Below are 23,723 nucleotides of genomic sequence, written 5' to 3'. Positions count from 1 at the left end.
TGACCCCGTCGTCGCAACGGAATGCTTCAGGCGGGCACGAATGGACGTAGTTGCGGTGCGGCGCCTGCTGGGCGGCCGTGAGCAGTCTCCGCAACTGGCACCCGGAACTCGCAACGTGGTCTTGACCGATGTAAATGGCCGAACGACGGAAATGGCCGTTTACACGCCGCCTGGTGTGGACGGTAGCCAGGCGGGTGCTCTGGTTGTGCTCCACGGCGTCGGCGGGAGTGGCCCGGAACTGCTGCCACGCTTCAAGGCGTTCGCCGGCCTTCTGAACATGTCGGTTCTGTGCCCGACTGCCCGGCCGGTATCGAACAGATCGAACCGGCTGGACCTGGCCGGGTTGTTCGGCAGTCGCTTCGACGCGCCGTCCTGGGATCTCAGTGGTCCGGACTTTCCGCTCGCTGCGGTGCACTGGGCCAGGACGAACCTGAACGCCCATCCGGATCGCTGTGTCGTTCTCGGGACCTCGATGGGCGGGGTGGCAGCGTGGAATCTGGGGATGCGGTACTGGGACCGTTTCTGCGCTGTGGTGCCGGTCAACGGGGCACTGTCCCTGTGGGAAGCGTTCGGCACGGATCGCCGGAAGCGGGCGTTGTTGTGCAACCTGTTAAAGCTTCCGACGTTCGTGGTCCACGGCTCCGCCGACACGCTGATATCTCCAAGGTTCGACCGTGAATCCGTGGACTGTCTGCGGAGTCTCGACCATGAGGCGCTGAGGTACGTTGAAGTTCCGGGCGGGGAGCACAGCCTGAGCACTATCGGAATCGAGGATGCAGCCTCGCCACTGTTCCGCGAACTGGTGTCCTGGTTGGACAGTCAGAGTAGGAGGGGAGCGGTGGCTGAGATAGCCCACCGGGCACTCGATGCCCGGCACGGCCGGGCCTATTGGGTCGGTGTCGACCGGCTGGCGCCGCACGTCGTCGCGGAGGTCCGTGCGGCGCGGTTGTCCACGAGTGCGATCAGTGTTCAGGTCTCGGGTGCCCACCAGGTGAACTTCCATCTTCGCAGTGACCTTTTCAAGCCCGGACGCATCGACGTAGAGATCAACGGCTCCTGGGAAGTCCTCGATTTCCGGCCGGACATGGCGCGGTTGGTGCGGTCCTACCGTGACACCGCCGATCACGAGCTGATGGATGAGCAGGTCGTGGAGTTACCGGTCCGAACTTACTTGCCCCATCTCGGCGACACGGAGACCACCGGCCCACTGGAGCGCCCCAACCACGCGGGAGAACTTCGATGAGTTCTGGCCGACGTCGTCTGGCGGAAGAGATCATGTCCGGCGAGGCCCGGGTCGACGGCCGTGCGCTCGTAGCGTGCAGCACGCTCATTGAGACGGTTCGAGATGATCTCCGGAGCGGGGGCGTAGGACCGGACAGCGTCGTCATCTTGACGGACTTGAGTGTCTCCGACCTGCTCATCGGAATGGTGGCGACCTGGCTTCTCGACGCAGTTCCGTTCGTTACGCCACACGGCGGGAAGCTGCCGAGCACGCTTCGGGACAAGTGCCAGCTACGCGGTGGTCTCGAAATTTCGCCGGCAGGAAGCCGCGGTGTTGTCCCCGGGCTGGAACGGACTGCTGTGCTGATGCCGACATCGGGGAGCACCGGAGTACCGAAAGTCGCGCGGCGCGGGGTTTCCAGCGTGCGTGCCGAAGCAAACGGCTACCGGGAATACCTCAGGTTGACCTTCGAGGATCGCGTCGCGGTGCCTGTACCGGTCACCCACTCCTATGGAATGGGTGTGACAATCAGCGCGCTCCTCGCGGGCTGCGACGTCGACACGACTCCGCCGACCAGATTGCCGACAGTGGCTGGCCGGATGGATTCGGGTGCGGTGTCGGTGGTCGCGTTGACTGCGCCGATCGCCCGGCTGCTGGTCGAAGCGAAGCGCGATGGTGACAAGACTGTGCGAGCCGCACTGGTGGGTGCTGGCAGTGTGCCGGACGAGCTGGACAGAGCCTTTCTGGAGCGGTTCCGTCGGCCACTGGATCGCGGTTACGGTTCCACGGAAACGGGCGGAACGTTCCTCGGAGCCCGGGGTATCGGGCGACCGATCGCCGGGGTCGGCGTCCGGAGCCCGGCGCCAGGTGGCCGCGGCGAGCTTGTGCTCAAGCTGGCTGCGCCCGTCGAAGGAGCGCTCGAAGGCGGTGTCCCGGTCGACGTCTGGCACACCGGTGACATCGTCGAACGCGACACCGACGGCACCTGTCGCTTTGTCGATCGGATCCAGGAGGCGCTCCGGGTGAACGGGAGATACGTCGATCAGGACGAAATCGTTCCAGGGCTGCGTGCCATGGCCCGCGTCACCGACGTGCACCTTGTCGTTTTGAATCGCGAAAAGACGCCGGAAGCTCAAGATATCCATGCTGTGGTCGAAGCAGGGAAAAAGATCGACGAGAGCGTGCTGCGGAAGTATATTTCCGCGCTCCGCCCCGGCGTGCCCCGGCCACGAATAACGCAGTGCTCCCGAATTCCTCGAAATGCAGTGGGCAAGATCGATCGTGAAGCCCTGATCGGTTTGATACGTGAGGAGGAATCATCGAAAACAGCGAGAGAAGCGCCCGGGAACAGGAATTCGGGGCGGTGATCGCCGACCTGCTCGTCAAGATCGCGGCAGACGTCGACATCGGGCACCTGTCGAGTGACGCGATCGTGAATGACGAAGCCATCCGTCATCGAGACCTGGCCGACCTCGGGCTGGGGTCGCTGGATTGGATCAAGCTGGCGGTGATGGTGGCCAATGAGACCGGATTCGAGCTACCGGACGAGGCGTTGACAAATTCGGGCCGCCGCACGATCGCTGGCTGGTCGGATGCTCTCGCTTCGGCCTCATGTCACCGGAGGAACTGGCCCGATCAACGCGACCGAAGCAGTGAAAGGGAAGACGCACATGCAGGTTAGGCAGCGAGGTGACCGGTTCGTGGTCATCGACGAATTCCTGGATGCCGAGACGCTCGGTGAACTACGCAAACTCATGGTGCGCTCGACGTTCTCGGAGGTCGAAAGTGTCATTTACCCCGACACGGACGGAAAGGCCTGTCGGTCCAAGGGGGCGGTGTTCGAAGGAACTATCGACGTCGACCGCGTCACCGGAAGGCCGAAGGCCTACGAAAAGATCCGCAAGAGCGTCGCTGCGGAACCGGCGATGTTCGGGCCGATGGGAGACGGGTGGGACAGGATAGGGTTCACCTTCTGGCAGTACCCGCCCGGCAGCAGGCTCAGCTGGCACAACGACAGCGGCGGTGGGCGCAAAGGCGAGTTCATTCTCTTTCTGCACGATTCCTGGAACGCGTCGTGGGGTGGTGAGCTGATGATCCTCGACGAGGACCCCGTGCAGTCGAACGAAGGCGGCGGCGGTGACTTCATCGCCCGGATGGAGAACAGGGTTCGTCAGTCGCCGACCAATCCGACGGCGATCATTCCCCTGCCGAACCGGCTCGTGCTGGTGAAGGCCGGAACTGTGCATCAGATCAACCGGGTGGATCCGACGGCAGCGCGGCAGCGGTGCACGCTCACCGGATTCGTGTCCAAAAAGCCGCACCAGAGCAGTTCGGAGGCGCGTAGCGCGCTCCTCGGATTGGCCACCGACGCGACCGGGTCGAGGATCTGACGGTGCTTGTTCCCTGATCGAAGGTGCTACGTGGGTTCTTTTGTACGAGGGTTTTGGTTGCTGACGTGGCGTGACGAAGTGCGGGGACCGCTCGAGACCCGCCTTGCCTGTGCTTTGGCCAGTCTGTACGTCGCCACTGGATTATCGTTCTCAGCCTTGGCCGTCTTCATGACCCGGCAGCAGCACCTCAGTCCGGCGGTGTACGGATTGGGAGCAAGTGTCGCTGCCGTCTTGGGGCTCGTCGCCGGACCGGCGATCGGTGCGCTGGCCGATCGGCACGACGGATTCGTGATCTACGCCCTTCTGATGTGGGTGATGGCGATCGTGACAGTGTGTCTCGTAGTCGTGTCTCCGTTGGCCGGGCTGGGTCTGTTCAGTGTTCTGGTGATGTGTGCACGTGGCAGCGCGGCTGTCCTCGGATCCCTGATCGGCACTGCGGTGGGCCGTGACCGGAGGTTGCGTTTCCGCGCCATGACGAGGGCCATGAGCAACACCGCGATGATCGTGGGGCTCGGCATCGGTGCGATCGTGCTGGCAGTCGGCTCCCGGACGGCTTTTGCCGTTTCCTTTTCGATAGAGGCCGTCCTCTTGGTGACGACCGGCTCCTTGGTCTTGCGTGCCCGGCGATGGACCTCGGCCGAGCCCGATCCGGTAGACGACAGTGACCCGGTGCAGAAGTCCCCAGAAAAGCAATCCGGCGTGCGGGATCCGCGGATCGTCGCACTGATGGTTCTGAACTGCGTTTTCTCGTTGGCCGAGCCGATGCTGACGATCGCACTGCCGCTATGGGTTTCGACACGCATGCAGGTACCGTTGTGGACCGTATCGGTCGCGCTCGCCACGAACACTGTCGGCGTCGTTTTGCTGCAGGTCCCGGTCGCGCGTCGCGTCACGACAGTCAGGCGCGCTGCCAACGCCGCTCGTAGCGGAGCGATACTGTTCGCGGTCGCGGCGGCCCTGTTCCCGGTCGCGGCACTGCTGTCACATCGTGCTGGTGTGATCGCGGCACTGGGTATTGTCATCCTGCTGACAATTGCCCTTGTCTGTGGCGATGTTCTTTACTCGGTCGGATCGACCGGGCTGCTCTACGAGCTTGTTCCACAGGGTTCCTATGGGCGGGCGCAGGGGATCTTCGGTATGGGCTTTGATATCGCCTATCTGGCGGCACCTGCGCTCTTCGGCTGGATTGCGGCCGGCGGGGGTGCCTGGGGTTGGTTCTTGCTCGCCGGCTTCTTCGCGGTCGCCGCAGCGCCCGTTCAGTGGATATCCAGACGCACGCCGAGCGGGCAGACCTCTCTCGCTGCTGCGGCTGTCAATAGTAAAGGGTGAAAGGTGTCAGAAGATGCTTGATGTGCAGGATGTCTCGGAGCTTCTGGCACTTCGCGGGCCGGAACAGGAGGAGCTCTTTGCGCGAGCACGGTTGAAGCGCACGGAGATCTTCGGCGGTGAAGTGGTGGTCCGTGGTGTCGCGGAGATCACCAACCAGTGTCGCGTCAACTGCGAGTTCTGCCCGATGCGGCGCGACAACACTCGGGCGAACAGTGGGTTTCGGCTCGGCTCGGACGACCTGGTCGACGTTGCGGCGGCCATCAAGGCGAGTGGCATCGATGTCGTGTTCTTCCAGGGGGGTGAGGTGCCTCAGACCACGCGCGTCGTCGGTGAGGCCATTCCGCGGATCCGGAAGATGTACGGCGACAATGTCGAGGTGCTGCTGAACCTCGGTAACAAGCGTCGCGACGAGTACGAGTACCTGCGGGAGCAGGGAGCAACCAGCTACATACTCAAGTACGAGACCAGTGATTCCCAGCTGAACAAAAGCATGCGTCATGAAACGCTGGAATCGCGGTTGGAATGTCTGCACGACTTGCTCGATCTGGGATATCGCGTGGGGACGGGATCGATTGTCGGGTTGCCTGGGCAGGACGTCCGCAGTGTGGCGAGGGACATCATCTTCGCTCGCGACCTGGGCGTTCACATGTGCAGCGTCGCGCCGTTCGTTCCGGCACCGGAAACTCCGCTCGCCGGTCATCCTGGTGGTGACGTGGAGTTGACGCTGAATGCGATCGCTGCTTCTCGTCTCGTGCAACCGAGCTGGCTCATTCCGGCCGTGAGCGCGTTGTCGAAGCGAGTGGGCGAAGGACAGCATCGGGGACTCATGGCAGGCGCGAATGTCATCACGATCAACTTCACACCCGAAGAGCAGCGAGACCGCTATTTGATTTACGGACGAGAGCGTTTCGTGGTGAAGCGCGACTATGCGACTCGGCTGATCACGCAGACGGGCCTCACTCCGCGCGGTTCCGTTTTTCTGGGAACCCCGATCGGCGCGGTGGTGCTGCCGGTGCCCGAATCCTGTGATCGGTCTTGAAGATGCCTCCTGTCTCGCGGCACATTCGCACTGTTGACGATGTCCTGGACCTGATGGACCGGTTGTTTCCTGCAGCGGAGGACCGGTGGACACCGGCTGGGGGAGCCGAGTTCTGGGATGGGTATTACGCGGACCGGAACCGTCCAGTCCCCTTCTTCGTCAACAAGCCCGACGAGCATCTTGCCGATTACCTGGACACAGGCAGGCTCAGCCCGGGCCGGGTCTTGGATTTAGGGTGTGGCCCCGGTCGCAACGCGATCTTCCTCGCTTCGCGCGGCTACCGGGTGGACGCCGTCGACATGTCGCCCGATGGCATCGAGTGGGCTCGCGACCGCGCGGCCGAAGCGCGGGTGGAGATCGCTTTCCATTGCGGTGACGCGTTCGCGTTGACCCGAGACGAGCTGACCGGCCCGTACGACATAGTGGTGGACTCGGGATTCTTCCACCATTTGCCGCCGCATCGACGAATCAGTTATCTCCAGTTGTTGGAGCGGGTCCTGGCGGTTGGGGGGCACCTGGTGCTCGCCGCGTTCGCTGCGTGGGCCCCGGGGTCGGGGTCACCGGTTCCCGACCCGGACCTCTACCGAGACGGCAAGCTCTACGGTGGTCTTGCTTATACGCCGCAAGAACTGCGGTGGATCTTCTCCGGCCTGACCGAGGTGGAGATTCGGCCGATGCGCAAACAACCCAGCACGTCGCCCTGCTACGGCTGGCCGTTTCTCCTCACAGCTCTGTTGCGGCGTGATTGATGCGATTTTTGGAAAGGAGGCGTCCCGAGGTGGATGAGCCGGTTCTGGTCAAGTGCCTGGTGTGGGACCTCGACAACACGCTGTGGCGCGGCACGTTGCTGGAGGCCGAGGTAACCCTGACGGAGGAAGTCCGGGCGACGATCGTCGAGCTCGATTCTCGTGGCATCCTGCAGTCGGTGGCGAGCAGGAACGACCACGACCACGCTTGGGCGCGGCTGGAGGCGCTTGGCGTCGCCGAGTACTTCGTGTTGCCACACATCGGCTGGGGGCCGAAGTCGGCGTCGGTGAAGGCGATCGCCGACGAGCTCGGCTTCGCGCCCAGGACGATAGCGTTCATCGACGACCAGCCGACAGAGCGGGCTGAAGTCGTCTACCACCATCCAGACGTGCGCTGCTATGACGCTGATGAGCTGCCGGATCTGACGAGCCGACCGGAGTTCAGCCCTGCCGTGATCACCGCGGATGGCCGGCAGCGTCGGTCGAGGTACCAGGCCGGAGCCCTGCGCACGGAGGCGCGTGAGTCGTTCTCGGGCTCGGACGAAGACTTCCTGCGCTCGCTGGACCTAGTCTTGGAGATCCGGCATGGTGACGAGAGCGACGTATCGCGGGTCGAGGAGTTGACGCTGCGGACCAGCCGAATGAACGCGACAGGAGTGCAGTACTCCGGCGGTGACCTCCGCATGTTGTTGGCGGATCCGGAGCAAGATGTCCTCGTCGTGACGCTCAGGGACAAGTTCGGCTCGCACGGCGCGATCGGCGTGGTGCTGCTTGCCTACTGCGAATCGGTGTGGCATCTGAAGCTATTGGCGACATCGTGCCGTGTGCTGTCGTTCGGTACGGGCGCGGCGATCCTCAACTGGCTAGTCGACGCGGCGGCAAAGGCCGAGGTGCACCTGGCGGCGGACTTTCGCCGCACCGAGCGGAACCGCGTGATGGACATCGCTTATCGATTCGCCGGGTTCGCCGACGGCGACTGCGCATGCCTCGAAAGTCTGGGCGGCGGTGACCGCCGAGACGTCCGCTTTCGCCACCTCGTGCCTCAGAGACGCCCGGTTCCGGCGACGATGACGTTGGTGGCTCCCGATCTCAGGAGGTGAGGCTGACGTCGACCGAGAGGTGCGGCGACGACATCGTCCAGCGTCGCAAGTCGTCGACGTCCGCCTCTCCCAGCCTGCGCACGGCCTCAATGGGACGGAAATGGACTGACGTACCAGTGGTTCCGTCTCCGGCAACGGGGACGAGCTCGGTCGTCGGCAGTGCGTTCTCGTAGCGCTGTAACCAGGAACCGTTGACTCGTCTGTTGGTGTGCACCAACCACTCGCTCAACGCGGCGACAACCGACATGCCTCGGCGTGGGTTGCCGTCGGGAAGAGACGCTGCGTCAGGTGTGTCAAAGAATCGGAGGTCCTTCGACACCATGACGGGCTTCTTGACAGGCTGCCCATGGCCGTCGAAAACGGTGGCGGTTCCTCGGCCGTTGTCCGACACCGAGATCGAACTGTCGGCGTGCAGCGTGATCGAACACCGGCCGCCGTTGTTCGCCTCGGCCTCTTCGTCAGCGTAGGCAAAGACTTCGAGTATCAAATGCCCGACACCGCCAGGAGCGAACAGTTCGGGGTTTCGACGAATATGTTCGAGATGGGCGATGTCGACCTCGCTCGCCCAGTCATGTGTGATGGAGGGGCGAGGGGTTCCCGTCTGGTCCATCGCCATAGTATTGCAGATCGAAGTGAAGCTCGAGTTCACGATGAGATCGCCAAAGCCGCGCGGTCGAGGTCGACTCCGAGTTCCGGCGTATCACATTGTGACATGGCCTTGCCTAGTTGAGGCGCGGGGTATGCGATAATCGCACGACCGTAGTAGGTCAAGTACCGCTGCATACCAGTCTTCTGCGGCTGGGCGGGCGTACCTGCATTGGCGTGGAGCCTAACCCCTGGTAGTATTCCAATTTGTCGAGTAGGGTGCGCTTTCCAGCCTTGCGCCCCTGTTGCGACGTTGAGCGAACTCGTGGTGGCCGGAAGCCCCAGCTCTGTTGTAGAGAATGATCGTGAGAAGTTGCGGGATAGTCGGGGAACTCCCCATGCTTGAGAGCAGGAGCTACGCGCCGACGCGCTGGACTTCTTCGTGACCGTTGCCGATCTGCTCTGTAGTGATCGCCAGCCCTTCCATACCGGGCCAATCGCATTCAAGCACCTAGTCGACTGCGCGGAGCTGGCCTCGAGCACGCATGACCTCGCGCTCGGCTTTCTCCAGAGGGCATCGTCAACGCCGCCGAGCATGTCCAACTTCGCACCGCGTGGCTGTTCTTGCGCCGGTTTCGCGCGGTCATCCAGGGACGACGACCAGATCGCAAGGACCTCACGACGGGTGCGGCCGTCGCAGGCAGCGCACCCGTGCCGGCGTCCGAGCCTGTCGTTTCTCTGCTGCCTGTTCGGCGGGGCTTACCTGCGGTAACGCAACCCCGCCGAGACTCCCCTGACCTCGTCAGGGGGTAATACTCAGAAGTCGGCATCGTCTGTTCCTGCGTGTTGCTAGGACTCGTCATCGGCCATTCCGCTGTCGTCTGCACGAAGACGATGCTGGACGGTGTTCCCTTACCGGTGCCGAAGGGTGTGGAGGTTGTCATGGCGTGGGTTGAGCAGACGGGGCAGGCTTCGTGGCGGGTCCGGTTCCGTCGGGCTGCTGGGTCGGTTGGGTCGGTGCCGGGGTTTTCCACTCGTGGGGCGGCGGAGGCGTATGCCGATGACATGGAAACTGATCAACGTCGCCGGGTGTGGATCGATCCGGCCGGCAGCCGGATGACTTTGGGTTCGTGGGTTGAGCGGTGGTTTCCGGTTCAGGATGTGGATCCGCGGACGGTGGACAACTACGAGAGCTACCTGCGGTGCCATGTACTCGTCCGTTTCGGCGTGATGCCGCTGGGGGAGATCACGGCGTTGGATATCGACGCGTGGGTGAAGGAGTCGACGGAGGCGGGTTATGCCGCGGCGACGGTGGCGAGCTGGGTGAAGCTGTTGTCGATGATCCTCAGCGACGCGGTTGACCAGCGGTTGATCCCGGTCAATCCGGTGCGGCAGCGTCGTCGGCGGGGGCGTCGCTGCCGGACAATCGCCAGGGAGCGAGTGTGGGCGTCTCCGGAGCAGGTGCTGCGGATCGCGAATCAGGCTGGCGTACTCGGGGGCCAGGTGGCGCGGCTGCTGGTGATCACAGCGGCGTGGACGGGGTGTCGGTGGGGTGAACTGGCGGCGCTGCATCGGGACAACCTCGACCTGGACACCGGACGGTTCGTGGTCGACCCCGAGGTGGGGTCATTGCACGAGTCGAGAGGTAGACGGTGGCTCGGCCCGCCGAAGACGCCATCCTCGGCTCGCACGATCGCGTTGCCGCCGTTCCTGGTCAGGTTGCTGCGCCGGCATCTGGAGATGCATCCGTTCGAGTTTGTGTTCACCAACGCCTGCGGGAGTTGGCTGTGGCGCTCGACCTTCGATCGCCGGGTGCTACGCCCGGCGATCGATGGTGTCCGCAAGCCGGGTGTGCGGATGTATCCGGTGTGCCCGGGACTGACCTTCCACGGGTTACGGCATAGCCACAAGACGTGGTTAATCGCCGGGGGTGCGCCGGAGATCGCGCAGGCCAGGAGGCTAGGTCATCACCTGCCGAACCGAGTGGTCGAGGTCTACTCGCATGTGGCACCCGAGGTCGAGACGCGGTTGCTCGCGGATCTGCAACGCCGCTGGCACAAGGCCACTCGCAATCCCTACCCGACGGGGCCGCGGCAGAAAGCGCCGGCGAATGCCCGGCCGCGGACCGTTCCGCAAGCTGAACGTCAGCGACCGGTTTCCGCTGCCCCCATCGCCGCTGGCGGGAGGGACAACGAGACGGGCGTAGCTCACGAGCAGCGGCAACGTGGCACCAGGCGTCCGGTGGGCTGGAGCGACGCGCACCAGGAACACCCCAACAGGGACAGCCGGGAGCCGGTCAAAGCGGATCACCCAAGATCGACCCCTGGCGCGAAGAAACCACTCCGACCTGCCGGAACGGCTTGATCGAAGGGGTTCTGTAAGAAAGTGGAGCTAAGGGGACTCGAACCCCTGACCCCCTCACTGCCAGTGAGGTGCGCTACCAGCTGCGCCATAGCCCCGGAGCGGATTTGTTCTCCGCATCTCGTGTGTCCATACATTACACCGCCCGCGGAGGCCGTTCACGCGGGGGTCACTCTATGCGGCCACGAACGGCGTAAACCCGGCTGACCTGCATCTTTGTGACTTATTTTTAGTCGTGTATTGACTCCGCGTGTGACCGCGGTTACGTTTTCGACCATCGTGACGCCGAGGTCCCCGCCCGCTACGCCGCGTCTCCACTGGGCTCCGCCTCAGCTCGCCCTGCCCGAATGACGCGGAGGAGATCCTGATGAGGGCCAGAGCAGCCCTGATAGCCCTGTTTTCCCTGGTCGGAGCGCTGTTGGTGGCGGCTCCGGCAGCGCAGGCGGCCATCGTGCCCGATACCTGGTACACCGTGTCGACCACCGGCGGGAAATGCGTGGACGCGCGCGCCGCCGGGACGGCGAACGGGACGGTCGTCCAGCAGTACGCTTGCAACCAGACCTTTTCCCAGCAGTGGCAGTTCCAGCCCACCTCGGACGGCTACTACCGGGTCAACACGCGCAACGCCCCGGCGCAGGTGTGGGACGTCGCCGAGGTGTCGACGGCCGACGGTGGGCTGATCCACCTGTGGGCCTACGGCGGCGGGAACAACCAGCAGTGGCGGCCGGTCGAGGAATCGGGTGGGGCGTATCACTTCGTGAGCCGCAACAGTGGCAAGTGCCTGGACATCCCCGGTCTCTCGACCCAGGACAGCACCCAGCTCCAGCAGTACGCCTGCAACGGCACCGGCGCCCAGTCCTTCCGGCTCACCCCGGTCTCCGGCACCGCGAACCCCGACCTCGGGCCGAACGTGCTCGTCTTCGATCCGGGGATGTCGCAGTCGGCGATCCAGTCGCAAGTGAACAGCGTGTTCTCGCAGCAGGAGACCAGCCAGTTCGGCTCGAACCGGAAGGCGTTGCTGTTCAAGCCCGGCTCGTACAACGTCGACGTGAACGTCGGGTTCTACACGCAGGTGCTGGGACTCGGCCTGTCTCCCGACAACGTGACGATCAACGGCGCGGTGCACGCGGAGGCCGACTGGTTCCAGGGCAACGCGACGCAGAACTTCTGGCGTGGCGCGGAAAACCTGTCCGTCAACCCGGCCGGTGGTACCGATCGATGGGCGGTTTCGCAGGCCGCGCCGTACCGCCGCATGCATGTCCGCGGCAACCTGCAGCTCGACGACGGCGGCTGGTCCAGCGGCGGCTGGATGTCCGACGTGAAGGTCGACGGCCAGGTGCGGTCCGGCTCGCAGCAGCAGTGGATCTCGCGCAACTCGCAGTTCGGGAGCTGGAGCGGCTCCAACTGGAACATGGTGTTCGCGGGAGTCGGCGGCGCACCCTCGACGAGTTTCCCCAATCCGCCGTACACCTCGGTGAACACGACGCCGGTCGTGCGGGAGAAGCCGTTCCTCTACGTCGACGCTGCGGGCGCGTACCAGGTCTTCGTGCCTTCCAAGCGCACCAACGCCTCCGGGATCACTTGGGGCGCCGGCCAGCCAGGATCCTCGCTGCCGATCAGCCGGTTCTTCATCGCGAAGCCCGGCACGACGGCGTCGCAGCTCAACGCGGCCCTCGCCGAAGGCAAGGATCTCCTGATCACGCCGGGCGTCTACCACCTCAACGAGACGCTGCGCGTCACCCGGCCGGACACCGTCGTGCTCGGCCTCGGCCTGGCGACGCTGATCCCGGACAACGGCATCACCGCGATGACGGTGGCCGACGTCGACGGCGTCAAGATCGCCGGCGTGCTGATCGACGCGGGCACCACGAATTCGAACACGCTGATGGAGGTCGGCCCGGCGAACTCCGCGCAAGACCACGCGGCCAATCCGACTTCGCTGCACGACGTGTTCTTCCGCATCGGCGGGGCGAGCGTCGGCAAGGCCACGAACAGCCTGGTGGTCAACAGCGATGACGTCATCGGCGACCACCTGTGGATCTGGCGCGCCGACCACGGCAGCGGGGTCGGGTGGAACACCAACACCGCGGACACGGGCCTGATCGTCAACGGCGACGACGTCACGATGTACGGCCTGTTCGTCGAGCATTACCAGAAGTACCAGACGATCTGGAACGGCGAACGCGGCCGGACGTACTTCTACCAGAACGAAATGCCTTACGACCCACCGAATCAGGCCGCCTGGATGAACGGCTCGACGCGTGGTTACGCGGCCTACAAGGTGGCGAATTCGGTGACGAACCACGAGGCGTACGGGCTCGGCAGCTACTGCTTCTTCAACGTGAATCCGAGTGTGGTGGCGGATCGCGCGATCGAGGTGCCGAACAACGCGAACGTCCGGTTCCGCAGCATGGTCGCCGTCTCCCTCGGCGGGAACGGGACCATCGTGCGGGTCATCAACGACCGCGGTGGACCGGCCAATTCGGGATCGAACGTGGCCAATCTGGTCGCTTATCCCTGATGACCCCGGTGCGCGCCGTGATGGCGGTCGTGGCGCGCACCGGCCTCACCCCAACGGGTGGCGTGCCGCGCGGCGCCGCGCAGGCGCTCCGATACTCGGGACATGCCTCTCGTCGGTCTCACCGTCGTCGAACCCCGCCTGGCCTGGCCGCTTGCCGCCCTACGCGGGGTTTTCGCCATCCTGTTCGGCATTCTCGCGCTGATCTGGCCGGGAACGACCGTCCTGGCTCTCGCGATCATCTACGGCATTTACGCCATCTTCGACGGCATCGGCGGCATCATGCAGGCCTTCCGGCCGGGCGACGCCGCTCATCGCGCCGCGTACGGTGTCCTCGGCGCGTTCGGGATCATCGCCGGTGTCCTCGTCCTGATCTGGCCGGGGATCACCGTGCTGGTGCTGGCCCTTCTGGTCGGCTTCTGGGCGATCTTCACCGGCATCGTCGAGATCGTCGCGGCGATCCGGCTGCGCAAGCAGATCGAGGGCGAGGCGTTCCTCATCGCGGCGGGCGCGCTCTCCCTGATCGCGGGCATCGTGATCGTGTTCAACCCGATCGCCGGCGCGTACGGGATCGCCCTCCTGGTCGGGATCTATGCCCTCCTGTACGGCGTGATGCTGCTCGTGCTGGCCTTCCGGCTGCGGAAACTCACCCAAGCCTGAGGGGCTGGGGGCTCGGCAAGAGGGCTTAGGCTGATCCGGTGAGCCAGCCGATCCTGTTGACCGTCGACGACGATCCCGCCGTATCCCGCTCGGTCGCCCGTGACCTGCGCCGAAGGTACGGAAAGGACTACCGGATCATCCGGGCCGATTCCGGCGCCGACGCCCTCGACGCGTTGCGCGAGATCAAGCTGCGCGGCGACGCCGTGGCCGCGATCCTCGCCGACTACCGGATGCCGCAGATGGACGGCATCGTCTTCCTCGAGAAGGCGATGGACCTGTTCCCGAACGCGCGCCGCGCGCTGCTGACCGCCTACGCCGACACCGACGCCGCGATCCAGGCGATCAACGTCGTCGACGTCGACCATTACCTGCTCAAGCCGTGGGACCCGCCGGAGGAGAAGCTCTATCCGGTCGTCGACGCGCTGGTGGAGACGTGGCGCGCGGTGGGGGAGCGGCCGGTCGACGAGATCAAGCTCATCGGCCACCGATACTCCTCGCCGTCGTTCCACCTGCGCGACTTCCTGGCGCGCAACGCCGTGCCGTACCGCTGGTACTCCGTCGACGACGACGAGGGCCGCCGGATCCTCGAGGCGGCGGACGCGGCGCCGCACGACATCCCGGTGCTGGTCACCCCGGGTGGCACGGTGCTGCGGCAGCCGTCGGGGCCGGAACTCGCCGACGCCGTCGGCCTCTCCACCCGGCCCACCCAGGACTTCTACGACCTGATCGTGATCGGTGGCGGGCCCGCCGGGCTCGGGGCGGCCGTGTACGGCGCGTCGGAGGGCCTGCGCACGGTCATCGTCGAGCGCAAGGCGACCGGTGGGCAGGCGGGCACCAGCTCCCGCATCGAGAACTACCTCGGCTTCCCGGACGGTGTCTCCGGCGCGCAGCTCACCGACCGCGCGCGGCGGCAGGCACTCAAGTTCGGCGCCGAAGTGCTCACCGCCCGCGACGTCGTCGGCCTGGAGGCTCGCGGCTCCGCGCGGGTGGTCATGTTCGGCGACGGCACCGAGATCTCCGCGCATTCCGTGGTGCTGGCCAGCGGCGTCACCTACCGGGCATTGGAGGCCCCCGGCGTCGCCGAGCTCGCCGGCCGCGGCGTCTACTACGGCTCGGCCGCGACCGAGGCGCCCGAGTGCAAGGGCGAGCACGTCTACATCGTCGGCGGCGCGAACTCGGCGGGGCAGGCGGCCGTGTTCTTCTCCAAGCACGCCGCCGACGTCACCATCCTCGTCCGCGGCCAGTCGCTCGAAGCGTCGATGTCGCATTACCTGATCGAGCAAATCGCCGGGATCGAGAACATCCACGTCCGCACCCGCACCACCGTGGTCGAGGCGCACGGCGACGATCACCTCGAACGGCTGACCCTGTGCGAGAACGGCGGCGCGACCGAGACCGTGCCCACCGGGCACCTGTTCATCTTCATCGGCGCCGCCCCGCGCACCGACTGGCTCGGCACGGAGATCCAGCGGGACGACCACGGTTTCGTGCGCACCGGGCCCGATCTGCTCACCGACGGCGGCCCGCCGCCGGGCTGGCCGCTGGACCGCGACCCGCACTACCTGGAGTCGTCCATCCCGGGCGTGTTCGTGGCGGGCGACGTGCGGGCCGCCTCGGTGAAGCGTGTCGCGTCGGCCGTCGGCGAAGGCGCCATGGCGGTCACCCTGGTCCACCGGTACTTGGAGGAGCAATGAGCGTTCTGCCCAGGGAAGAACTGCGCGGGCTGTTCCTCTTCGAGCACCTCAGCGAAGAGCAGCTCGACTGGATCGACGAGCACGCCGTGCTGGAGCAGTACACCGGCGGCACCACGGTCATGCGCGAGGGCGAACCGGCCACCTGCTTCTACCTCCTGCTGTCGGGCGCGCTGCGGATGACGCGGCTCGTCGGCGGCACCGAGGTCGAGACGATCCGGTCCGACCAGCGCGGCGCGTACTGCGGCGCGACGCAGTTCTTCGTGCACCAGGAGACCGAACACACCTACGGCGCTTCGGTGCACGCGGTCAGCGACCTCACCTTCCTGACCCTGCCCGCGGCCGAGTTCGCCACCGAGTTCCGCCGCTGGTTCCCGATGGCGACGCATCTGCTGGAGGGCATGTACCTCGGCTGGCGCAACAGCGACACCGTCATCGGTTCGCGGCGGCGGCTGCTGGCGCTCGGCGAGCTGTCCGCCGGGCTGACCCACGAACTGAACAATCCGGCGGCCGCCGCCGTCCGCGCGACGGCGTCGCTGCGGGAGCGCGTCGCCGGGATGCGGCACAAGCTCGCGATGCTGGCGAAGAAGAACGTCGACCCGACGCTGCTGGAGCAGCTGCTCGACATCCAGGAACAGCTGGTCAAACAGGTCGCGTCGGCGCAGAAGCTGACCGCGATGCAGCAGGCCGACCGCGAAGACGAGATCGGCGACTGGTTCGACGACCACGGCATCGACCAGGGCTGGGATCTCGCCGACATCTACGTCCGCGCCGGGCTGACCGTGCCGGATCTCGACCGGCTGCTCGACGCGGTCGGCGAGACCTTCCTCGACGGCGCCGTCCGCTGGCTCGCGTACGCGCTCGAGACCGAGATGCTGATGGGCGAGATCGAGGATTCGACCACCCGGATCTCGGTGCTGGTCGGCAAGGCCAAGCAGTACTCGCAGATGGACCGCGCCCCGCACCAGTGGATCGACGTCCACGAAGGCCTCGACTCGACCCTCGTGATGCTGGCGGGCAAGATCGCGCCCGGGATCCGCGTCGTGAAGGAGTACGACCACACGATCCCGAGGATCCCGGCGTACGCGGGCGAGCTGAACCAGGTGTGGACGAACGTCATCGACAACGCGCTCGGCGCCATGGGAGCAGAGGGCACGCTGACCCTGCGGACGGCCAGGGTGGATGACCACGTGCACGTCGAGATCGGCGACACCGGGCCCGGTATCCCGGCGGAGGTGCGGCAGCGGATCTTCGAGCCGTTCTTCACCACGAAACCGGTGGGGCAGGGGACCGGCCTCGGACTGGACATCTCCTGGCGGATCGTCGTCGAACGGCATCAGGGCGACCTGCGGGTCGAATCGGCGCCGGGTGACACGCGGTTCACCGTATGCCTGCCGGTCTCGGAGCAGTCCGTGATCTGATTTCCCTTACGCCCCAGCACTTCGCCAGAAACTACCGACGGCTTCCGTTCATCGATCGTTCACTTCGAAATGGCTCGTCCGCGCGTCAAAAGAGTCGAACGGGCTGAAAGATCGAGCCGGTGAACGAGGGGGTGGGCGGGTGAAACGCCGTCTGTCGATCGGCCTGGCCGTGGTGCTGCTGCTGGCCGTGGCCGCGGTGATCGTCTGGGGCCGGGACGGTGACGAGAACACCGCGCAGGGCACGGATCTGACCACCGTGCGCGGGGTCATCGGTTCGGAGAAGCTCGCCTTCTTCTCCGACAAGCGGGTGGCGGACGCGTTCGCCAAGCACGGGTTGAAGGTCGAAGTGGACACCGCGGGCTCGCGGCAGATCGCGAGCATGGACCTCGGGAAGTACGAGTTCGCGTTCCCGTCCTCGTCGCCCGCCGCGCAACGGATCCAGCGCGACCATCAGGTGACCGGCGTGCACACGCCGTTCCAGTCGCCGATGGCCGTCGCGACCTTCGAGCCGATCGTGAACCTCCTGACCGCCAACGGGATCGTGCGCAAGGGCGCCGGCGAGTATCAGGTGCTCGACATCGCGAAGTACCTCGAAGCCGCGCAGAAGGGCACGCGCTGGGACCAGCTTCCCGGCAACACCGCGTTCCCCGCGCGCAAGAACGTACTGGTCACGACCACGGACCCGCGCGAATCGAACTCGGCGGCGATGTACCTGTCGATCGTCTCGTTCGTCGCCAACGGGAACAACGTCGTCAGCACGCCGGAAGCCGAGGCGAAGGTGCTGCCCGCGGTGTCGAAGCTGTTCATCGACCAGGGCTACACGCAGAACAGCACCGAAGGCCCGTTCGAGGACTACCTCGCGGCCGGGATGGGCAAGACGCCCATGGCGCTGATCTACGAGTCGCAGTTCGTCGACAGGCTGGTACGCGCCGACGGTTCGATCCGGCCGGACATGCGCCTGCTCTACACGGCGCCGACGGTGTACTCCAAGCACACGCTCGTGCCGCTGAAGCCGAACGGCGACCAGGTCGGCAGGCTGCTCGCGACCGACCCGGAACTGGGGAAACTCGCCGCCACCTTCGGTTTTCGCACCGGGGACCCGCGCCTGTTCGCCGACGTCGTCGCCGCGGCCAAGGCGCCGGTGCCCGCAGATCTGGTGGACGCCGTCGAGCCGCCCTCGTACGAAACGCTGGAGCGGCTGCTCGACGCGGTGAAGAAGCAGTACTGATGGACGATTTCACGCTCACTCCACCCGAACCGGTGGAGGCGATCCCGGCCGAGCGGGCCGCCGGCCTGGTCACCCTGGCGCCGGAGGTCCACGCTGAGATCGCGAAGCGCGCGGAGGGGTTCGCCCGGCGTCTCGAAGCCCTTGACGTCCGATCGCCCGACTTCACGCGCGTCCTGGACGAACTGCTCGCGGTCGGCGAGTCCGACATGCGTGCGGCGGCGACCGTCGCCGGTGCGCTGCTGGACCGGTCGACGCGGGCGCTCACGGAAATCGGGTCGCCACAACACCAGGCGACGGTGAGCCTGGCCGGGCTCCGGCGGGCCGTGGCGGAGATCGACCCGGCGAAGCTGCCGATCACCGGCCGGAAGCTGATGGGGCTCATCCCGGTCGCGGGCAGCGCGAAGAAGGCACTCGACCGCTATCGCGCGGCCAACGAGCCGGTGAACGCGCTCGTGCTGGACCTGCGCGCGCGGCAAGACCTTCTGCGGCGGGACAACGCCGCGCTCAAGGGTGAGCGAGAACGTTTGTGGGCGACGCTCGGCAAGCTGTCGGAAGCGGCCGCGTTCGCCGAAGCCGTCGACACGGCCGTCGATCGTCAAGCCGGGATCTTCGACTTCACCGACCCCGTGCGTGCCAAGGCATTGCGGGCGGACGCGTTGCATCCGATCCGGCAGCGGCATCAGGATCTGCTGACCCAGCTCGCCGTCAGCGCGCAGGGGTACCTGGCGTTGGATCTGGTGCGGCGCAACAACGACGAGCTGATCCGCGGGATCGAGCGGGCGGTGTCGACCACGGTCGCGGCGTTGCGGGTCGCGCTGGTGGTGAGCGGGGCGCTCGCCGGGCAGCGCGACGTGCTCGACGAGATCCAGGCCGTGCAGGCGACCACCGACGGACTGATCAGGGCCAACGCGGAGATGCTGGAACTGCGCAGCGCCGAGATCCAGCGCGCGGGCAGCGATCCGGCGGTGGCGGTGGCGACGATCCGCGAGTCGTTCGAGCGGATCTACCGGAGCATCGACGCGATCGACGAGTTCAAGGCGGGGGCCGTCTCGACGATGGCGGCGACCGTGGAGGCGCTGTCCGGGGAGATCCGGCGGGCCGAAGACCATCTGCGCCGGTCTCACGAGACGGCGGCGGCCGAGGGGGCATCGTGAAACGCTGGGCTGGGCTCACGGTGGCGGCGATCTGCGCGCTGTCACTGGTTTCCTGCGATTCGAGCGAAGGCGGGACGGGACTGGGGGAGGCCGAAGCGGGCACCTTGCGGGTGCTCGCGGGCAGCGAACTTGCCGACCTGCAGCCGCTGCTGGAGCAGGAGGCGGCGGCGACCGGCGTCCAGGTCAAATTCCAGTTCACCGGCACACTGGAAGGCACCGAGTCGCTGGCGAACGGCAAGGCGGACGGCCAATACGACGCCGTCTGGTTCTCGTCGAACCGGTATCCGGCGGCGGTTCCGGAGGCCGCGAAACGGCTGGGCGAGCAGGTGAAGATCATGAGTTCGCCGGTGGTGCTCGGGCTGTCCGCGTCGTCGGCGCAACGGCTCGGCTGGACCGGCAGGCCGGTGGGCTGGGGCGAAATCGCCGAACAGGCCGGGAAGAAGGCGTTCACCTACGGCATGACCGATCCGTCCGCGTCGAACTCGGGTTTCTCGGCGCTCGTCGGCGTGGCGTCGGCGCTCGCGGGGGCGGGCAACGCGATCGACGCGCAGCAGATCGCTTCCGTCACCCCGAAACTGACCGAGTTCTTCAGCGCGCAGGCGATGTCCGCGGGCTCGTCGGGCTGGCTTTCCGAGGCCTACCAACGACGGGCGAGCGGCCAGGATCCCGGCAAGAAGGTCGACGGCCTGATCAACTACGAGTCCGTCCTGCTGTCGATGAACGCGAGCGGCAAACTTCCCGAACCGCTGACGCTGGTGTATCCCTCCGACGGTGTCGTGACCGCCGACTATCCGCTGACGTTGTTGCAGAGCGCGAATTCCGACGCGCGGGACGCCCACCGCAAGCTCGCCGAGCGGCTGCGGACGCCGGACACCCAGCGCAAGATCATGGAGACCACGCAACGCCGTCCGGTCGTGCCGGGGGTCCAGCTGGGGCAGCAGTTCGCGCGGAAGGACCTCGTCGAGCTGCCGTTCCCCGCGACGCAGCAAGCGGTCGACGCTTTGCTGGGCGCCTACTTCGACAAGATCCGGCGGCCGTCGCGGACGCTGTACGTGCTCGACACCTCCGGCTCCATGGCGGGCGACCGGATCGAGTCGCTGCGCGCCGCGCTGATCGGGCTGACCGGTGCCGACGGTTCGCTGACCGGGCGGTACCGCCGGTTCCGCAGCCGCGAGGAGGTCACGATGCTGCCGTTCGACACCGTGCCCGGCAGCCCGGAGACGTTCACCGTCCCGGAAGGCGATCCACAACTCGCGCTGGACAAGATCAAGCGCTTCGCTGAGGGCCTTGACGCGAACGGGGGCACGGCGATCTACGACAGCCTCCGGCGCGCGTACGACATCATGGGGCCTTTGGTCGCGCGGGACCCCGATCGCTTCAATTCGATCGTGCTGATGACCGACGGGCAGAACGCGAACGGCTCCAAGTTCTCGGACTTCCAGCTGACGTTCCCGTCGCTGCCGGAGGCGATGCGGCAGATCCCGGTGTTCACCGTGATCTTCGGCGAAGGCGACTCCGCCGAACTCGGTGAGGTCGCGAAACGCACCGGTGGCAACGTGTTCGACGCGCGAGGCGACGTGCTGCCCAAGGTGTTCCAGGAAATCCGCGGGTACCAGTGATCGGGTACCTCGGCTCCACGAAGAACCTCGCGGGCTGCGTCGGCGGGCTGATCGGGCTGGCGCTGTACCTGACCGGCGTCGTCGGCGGGTTGTGGCCGCTGGTCGTCGCCGGGCTGTACGCGGTGTTCGCCCTGCTCGCGCCGCCCGAGCGGGTCCGGCTGGTCTCGCCGGACGCCGTCGCCGAGGCCGGGCAGCTGCGGGCCGACCTCGAATCGTTGGTGGGCAAGGTGACCGAGCGGGCACAGCGGATGCCGGGGTCCTCTGTGGACGGTGTGCGCCGGATCGCCGAAGTGCTCGAAGACCTGCTTTCGCGGCCGGAGCGGTGGGCGGAGAACCCGGACGTCCAGCACGCCGTCACCCGGTTGGCGCGGACGGATCTGCCGCTTTCGGTGGAAACCTATCTGAACCTGCCGTGGTGGTTCGCCGCCAAACGGCCGGCCGACGAACTCCTCGCGCAACTGGAGCTGCTGGAGACCGAAGCGCACCGGATAGCGGAACGTTTCTATGCCGGTGACGTCCATCAGCAGGCCGACCACACGCGATATCTGCGCGAGCGCGGCGAATCGGCCTGACAGTCCCGTTCAGTGGTAAGCGAAAAACAGTCTGCCGGTCGTTCTGCATGGGCAAGCCGGTTTCCCCGTGGTGAACTCGTGACGCCGATCCGATCATGGTCGGTAATCCGTCTTCCCCAGGGAGTTCAGACGTGCACAAGTACAGACTCGGGGCGGCCTTCCTGGCCGCTGTGGCGATGTGTCTCGCCTGCGTCGTCCCGGCGAACGCCGCGGAACGTGACGAGCACTGCGTCGCCGACACGATCACCGGAGCCTTCCGGTGCTTCGACAGCGTGGGCGAGTCCCTCGCCGCGGCTTCGGCCGGCGAGGTCGGCGCGTCCGCGACAGTGATCAGCGTGCTCTACGAACACGCGAACTTCGGCGGCGCCAGTGTCGCCGTCACCGGATCGCCGTGCGTCGAGGGGACGAACCAGACCATCGGCTACCTCGGCTCCATGAACGACAAGGTCTCCTCGTTCAAGACCTTCTACAACTGCTACATCACGATGTACGAGCACGCCGAATACCAGGGCGCCACCCAGGAGTGGTACGCCAACGACAGCGCCAACTACGGGTCGGACATGAACGACAAGGGCAGCTCCGTGGTGTATTCGCGCGGGCCGTCCCGCGCCGAGCTGCTCAAGGACTGCGGCCGCGCCACCAAGACCTGCAACGCCCACGTCGACCAGCGCGGCCAGGACTTCTACGGCGAGTGGAACCGGGTGGACACGGTCTTCAACTGCAGCGCCAACAAGATCACCCAGGTGATCGGCAAGCGGGACACCCGCAGCGGGAAGAACACGGTGTCGAACGAGATCAGCGTGAGCGCGGGCTTCGAGTTCCTCGTCCAGTGGACGGTCGCGTACAAGCGCACGTGGGGCCAGGAGTGGGGCTGGGAGACCAGCGAGAACGTCGAGACCCGGATCGAGGTGAATCCGGGCTATTGGGCGGGTCTGGACCGCTCTCCGGTGATGCGCGTGGGCTACGGCTCGTACGACATGTGGTACGACAAGCGCCGCTGGGGCCACCACCAGTGGTACGTCTGGAACTTCAGCGGTGAGGGCCCGGCGCCCGGTGTCGTGGGCCAGACCAGGACCGTGGGCAAGAAGATGACCACGGACGAGAAGAAGAGGGTGTGCGGCAAGAAGACCGGTCTCGTGCGGTCGTCCGCCCTCGCGGAGGCGGAAACCGCCGCGGCTGTCGCGAAGCCTGCCGCACCTGCGGTGCGCGTCGCGCAGGGCCCGTTGCACAGCTAGCTCGATGGTCCGGCTCGGCGGCCGCGAGCGATCAGCGGCCGCCGAGTCTCGGCAGGGTCAACGTGGTCACGGCCGTCGTCACCCAGCCCAGCAGGTCGCCGAGCGGGATGGTGGACAGCTTCTCCGGCCATTCCTCGGCCAGTGCGTGCAGGACCAGGTGACCGTCGTGCGCTTCGACCGCGGTGAGCCGGATCCCTTGCGGGAGTTCGGGTAGCGGTAGCACGATCGGTTTGAGCCGGGACGGCGGGCCGAACCGGCGGCGTCCGATGTGGACGGACATCGGCCGGAGGACGACGGCGTCGTGCTCCACAGTGGACTCCAGGGCGAGATGACCCCAGCGGGGCCGCTTTTCCCAGCGGATGTGGAAATGCCCGTCCTCGCCGGGGGTCACGATGATGCCCGGCCGGACCTCGGCCACACGTGCCTGGAGGACTTCCGGGGCTACCCGGATCGCCATCTTCACCTGCTCGGGGATGGCGGCAGGGGAGGGGAGCGAGCGAAGGCGGACGTTCGACGCCAGCACGGTGATGCGTTCCAGTCGGGTTTCCGGCCAGTCGACGTCCTCGACGACGATGCGGACGTCGCCGACCCGGCCGGTGGCGGCCAGGCTCAGGCTGTCGGCCTGGTAGTCGAGCCCGGTCAGGGTGAGGCCGACGTCGTGCCCGTCCACCTTGGCCGTGAGCCTCCGGCCGACCAGCTGCTCGGTCACGGTCTTCAGGATCGCGGCCGGGGTCACGGGCACGTTCGGCAGCAGCGCCCGCCCGGCGGCGGCCAGGCCGAACAGCTCGGGAAGCGGGTTCAGGTCGAACCATCTGCCGTCGCTCATCCGTCCAGTGTCGCCGAACGGGACGCC

General features: G+C 66.3%; 20 protein-coding genes and 1 tRNA gene. 18 read left to right on the top strand and 3 right to left on the bottom strand.

Annotation, left to right across the window (positions count from 1 at the left end; all coding sequences use genetic code 11):
• The first annotated feature begins 40 nt into the window (after positions 1-40).
• From DMC61_RS17555 to DMC61_RS17520, 8 genes are read left to right on the top strand one after another with little or no spacing between them, the layout of a single operon-like run.
• On the top strand, positions 41-1,243 hold the full coding sequence (locus tag DMC61_RS17555) for an alpha/beta hydrolase-fold protein (protein WP_148106753.1): 1,203 nt from the start codon (positions 41-43) through the stop codon (positions 1,241-1,243).
• A gap of 32 nt (positions 1,244-1,275) precedes the next feature.
• Positions 1,276-2,589, top strand: coding sequence for an AMP-binding protein (locus DMC61_RS17550; protein ID WP_158634103.1), 1,314 nt, complete (start codon positions 1,276-1,278; stop codon positions 2,587-2,589).
• Entirely contained in the window at positions 2,586-2,903 is a 318-nt protein-coding gene (locus DMC61_RS17545; RefSeq protein WP_158634102.1) for an acyl carrier protein, read from the top strand. The genes DMC61_RS17550 and DMC61_RS17545 overlap by 4 nt, the downstream gene beginning before the upstream one ends.
• A 19-nt stretch (positions 2,904-2,922) precedes the next feature.
• Complete coding sequence (locus tag DMC61_RS17540) at positions 2,923-3,612, top strand: 2OG-Fe(II) oxygenase (RefSeq protein WP_158634101.1); 690 nt, start codon at positions 2,923-2,925, stop codon at positions 3,610-3,612.
• 30 nt (positions 3,613-3,642) lie between these two features.
• Positions 3,643-4,941, top strand: coding sequence for an MFS transporter (locus DMC61_RS17535; protein WP_158634100.1), 1,299 nt, complete (start codon positions 3,643-3,645; stop codon positions 4,939-4,941).
• Positions 4,942-4,954: 13 nt separating this feature from the next.
• Positions 4,955-5,980 carry a radical SAM protein gene (locus tag DMC61_RS17530; protein ID WP_158634099.1) on the top strand — a complete coding sequence of 342 codons (1,026 nt, stop codon included), beginning with the start codon at positions 4,955-4,957 and terminating at the stop codon, positions 5,978-5,980.
• 53 nt (positions 5,981-6,033) lie between these two features.
• On the top strand, positions 6,034-6,729 hold the full coding sequence (locus DMC61_RS17525; RefSeq protein ID WP_199750023.1) for a bifunctional 2-polyprenyl-6-hydroxyphenol methylase/3-demethylubiquinol 3-O-methyltransferase UbiG: 696 nt from the start codon (positions 6,034-6,036) through the stop codon (positions 6,727-6,729).
• Between the two features lie 29 nt (positions 6,730-6,758).
• Positions 6,759-7,826 carry an HAD-IIIC family phosphatase gene (locus DMC61_RS17520; RefSeq protein ID WP_370456414.1) on the top strand — a complete coding sequence of 356 codons (1,068 nt, stop codon included), beginning with the start codon at positions 6,759-6,761 and terminating at the stop codon, positions 7,824-7,826.
• On the opposite strand, the gene DMC61_RS17515 is transcribed toward DMC61_RS17520, so the two are convergent.
• On the bottom strand, positions 7,816-8,436 hold the full coding sequence (locus DMC61_RS17515) for an ATP-binding protein (RefSeq protein ID WP_125690167.1): 621 nt from the start codon (positions 8,434-8,436) through the stop codon (positions 7,816-7,818). The genes DMC61_RS17520 and DMC61_RS17515 overlap by 11 nt on opposite strands.
• Before the next feature lie 818 nt (positions 8,437-9,254).
• Here DMC61_RS17515 and DMC61_RS17510 point away from each other — a divergent pair.
• Positions 9,255-10,775 (top strand): site-specific integrase, encoded by a 1,521-nt coding sequence (locus DMC61_RS17510; RefSeq protein ID WP_233594834.1) that lies wholly within the window; start codon positions 9,255-9,257, stop codon positions 10,773-10,775.
• Positions 10,776-10,797: 22 nt separating this feature from the next.
• Here the strand turns inward: DMC61_RS17510 and DMC61_RS17505 are convergent.
• Positions 10,798-10,870, bottom strand: a tRNA-Ala gene (locus tag DMC61_RS17505).
• A gap of 269 nt (positions 10,871-11,139) precedes the next feature.
• Between DMC61_RS17505 and DMC61_RS17500 the strand changes: the two genes are divergently transcribed.
• From DMC61_RS17500 to DMC61_RS17460, 9 genes are all read left to right on the top strand, one after another.
• Positions 11,140-13,293, top strand: a complete 2,154-nt coding sequence (locus tag DMC61_RS17500) for an RICIN domain-containing protein (protein ID WP_125690166.1) — start codon at positions 11,140-11,142, stop codon at positions 13,291-13,293.
• Positions 13,294-13,395: 102 nt separating this feature from the next.
• Positions 13,396-13,950 (top strand): HdeD family acid-resistance protein, encoded by a 555-nt coding sequence (locus tag DMC61_RS17495; protein ID WP_125690165.1) that lies wholly within the window; start codon positions 13,396-13,398, stop codon positions 13,948-13,950.
• A 38-nt stretch (positions 13,951-13,988) separates the two neighbouring features.
• Positions 13,989-15,644 (top strand): FAD-dependent oxidoreductase, encoded by a 1,656-nt coding sequence (locus tag DMC61_RS17490; protein ID WP_016331961.1) that lies wholly within the window; start codon positions 13,989-13,991, stop codon positions 15,642-15,644.
• On the top strand, positions 15,641-17,062 hold the full coding sequence (locus tag DMC61_RS17485) for an ATP-binding protein (protein WP_125690164.1): 1,422 nt from the start codon (positions 15,641-15,643) through the stop codon (positions 17,060-17,062). The genes DMC61_RS17490 and DMC61_RS17485 overlap by 4 nt, the downstream gene beginning before the upstream one ends.
• A 139-nt stretch (positions 17,063-17,201) precedes the next feature.
• Complete coding sequence (locus DMC61_RS17480) at positions 17,202-18,290, top strand: hypothetical protein (protein ID WP_125690163.1); 1,089 nt, start codon at positions 17,202-17,204, stop codon at positions 18,288-18,290.
• The gene (locus tag DMC61_RS17475) at positions 18,290-19,444 is read left to right on the top strand and encodes a toxic anion resistance protein (protein ID WP_063277087.1); all 1,155 of its coding nucleotides are present in this window, start codon (positions 18,290-18,292) and stop codon (positions 19,442-19,444) included. The genes DMC61_RS17480 and DMC61_RS17475 overlap by 1 nt, the downstream gene beginning before the upstream one ends.
• On the top strand, positions 19,441-21,063 hold the full coding sequence (locus DMC61_RS17470) for a VWA domain-containing protein (RefSeq protein ID WP_125690162.1): 1,623 nt from the start codon (positions 19,441-19,443) through the stop codon (positions 21,061-21,063). The genes DMC61_RS17475 and DMC61_RS17470 overlap by 4 nt, the downstream gene beginning before the upstream one ends.
• Positions 21,060-21,635 carry a hypothetical protein gene (locus DMC61_RS17465; RefSeq protein ID WP_125690161.1) on the top strand — a complete coding sequence of 192 codons (576 nt, stop codon included), beginning with the start codon at positions 21,060-21,062 and terminating at the stop codon, positions 21,633-21,635. The genes DMC61_RS17470 and DMC61_RS17465 overlap by 4 nt, the downstream gene beginning before the upstream one ends.
• Before the next feature lie 131 nt (positions 21,636-21,766).
• A complete protein-coding gene (locus DMC61_RS17460) occupies positions 21,767-22,870 on the top strand; it encodes a peptidase inhibitor family I36 protein (protein WP_125690160.1) in 1,104 nt (367 codons plus the stop codon).
• 31 nt (positions 22,871-22,901) lie between these two features.
• Here DMC61_RS17460 and DMC61_RS17455 read toward each other — a convergent pair whose 3' ends face one another.
• Positions 22,902-23,696 (bottom strand): LmeA family phospholipid-binding protein, encoded by a 795-nt coding sequence (locus DMC61_RS17455; RefSeq protein WP_125690159.1) that lies wholly within the window; start codon positions 23,694-23,696, stop codon positions 22,902-22,904.
• Positions 23,697-23,723: the final 27 nt, after the last annotated feature.

The organism is Amycolatopsis sp. WAC 04169 (genome assembly GCF_003947535.1).
In the GTDB taxonomy this organism is placed as follows: Bacteria; Actinomycetota; Actinomycetes; order Mycobacteriales; family Pseudonocardiaceae; genus Amycolatopsis; species Amycolatopsis keratiniphila.
This window is presented reverse-complemented; position numbering and strand designations above follow the sequence as displayed.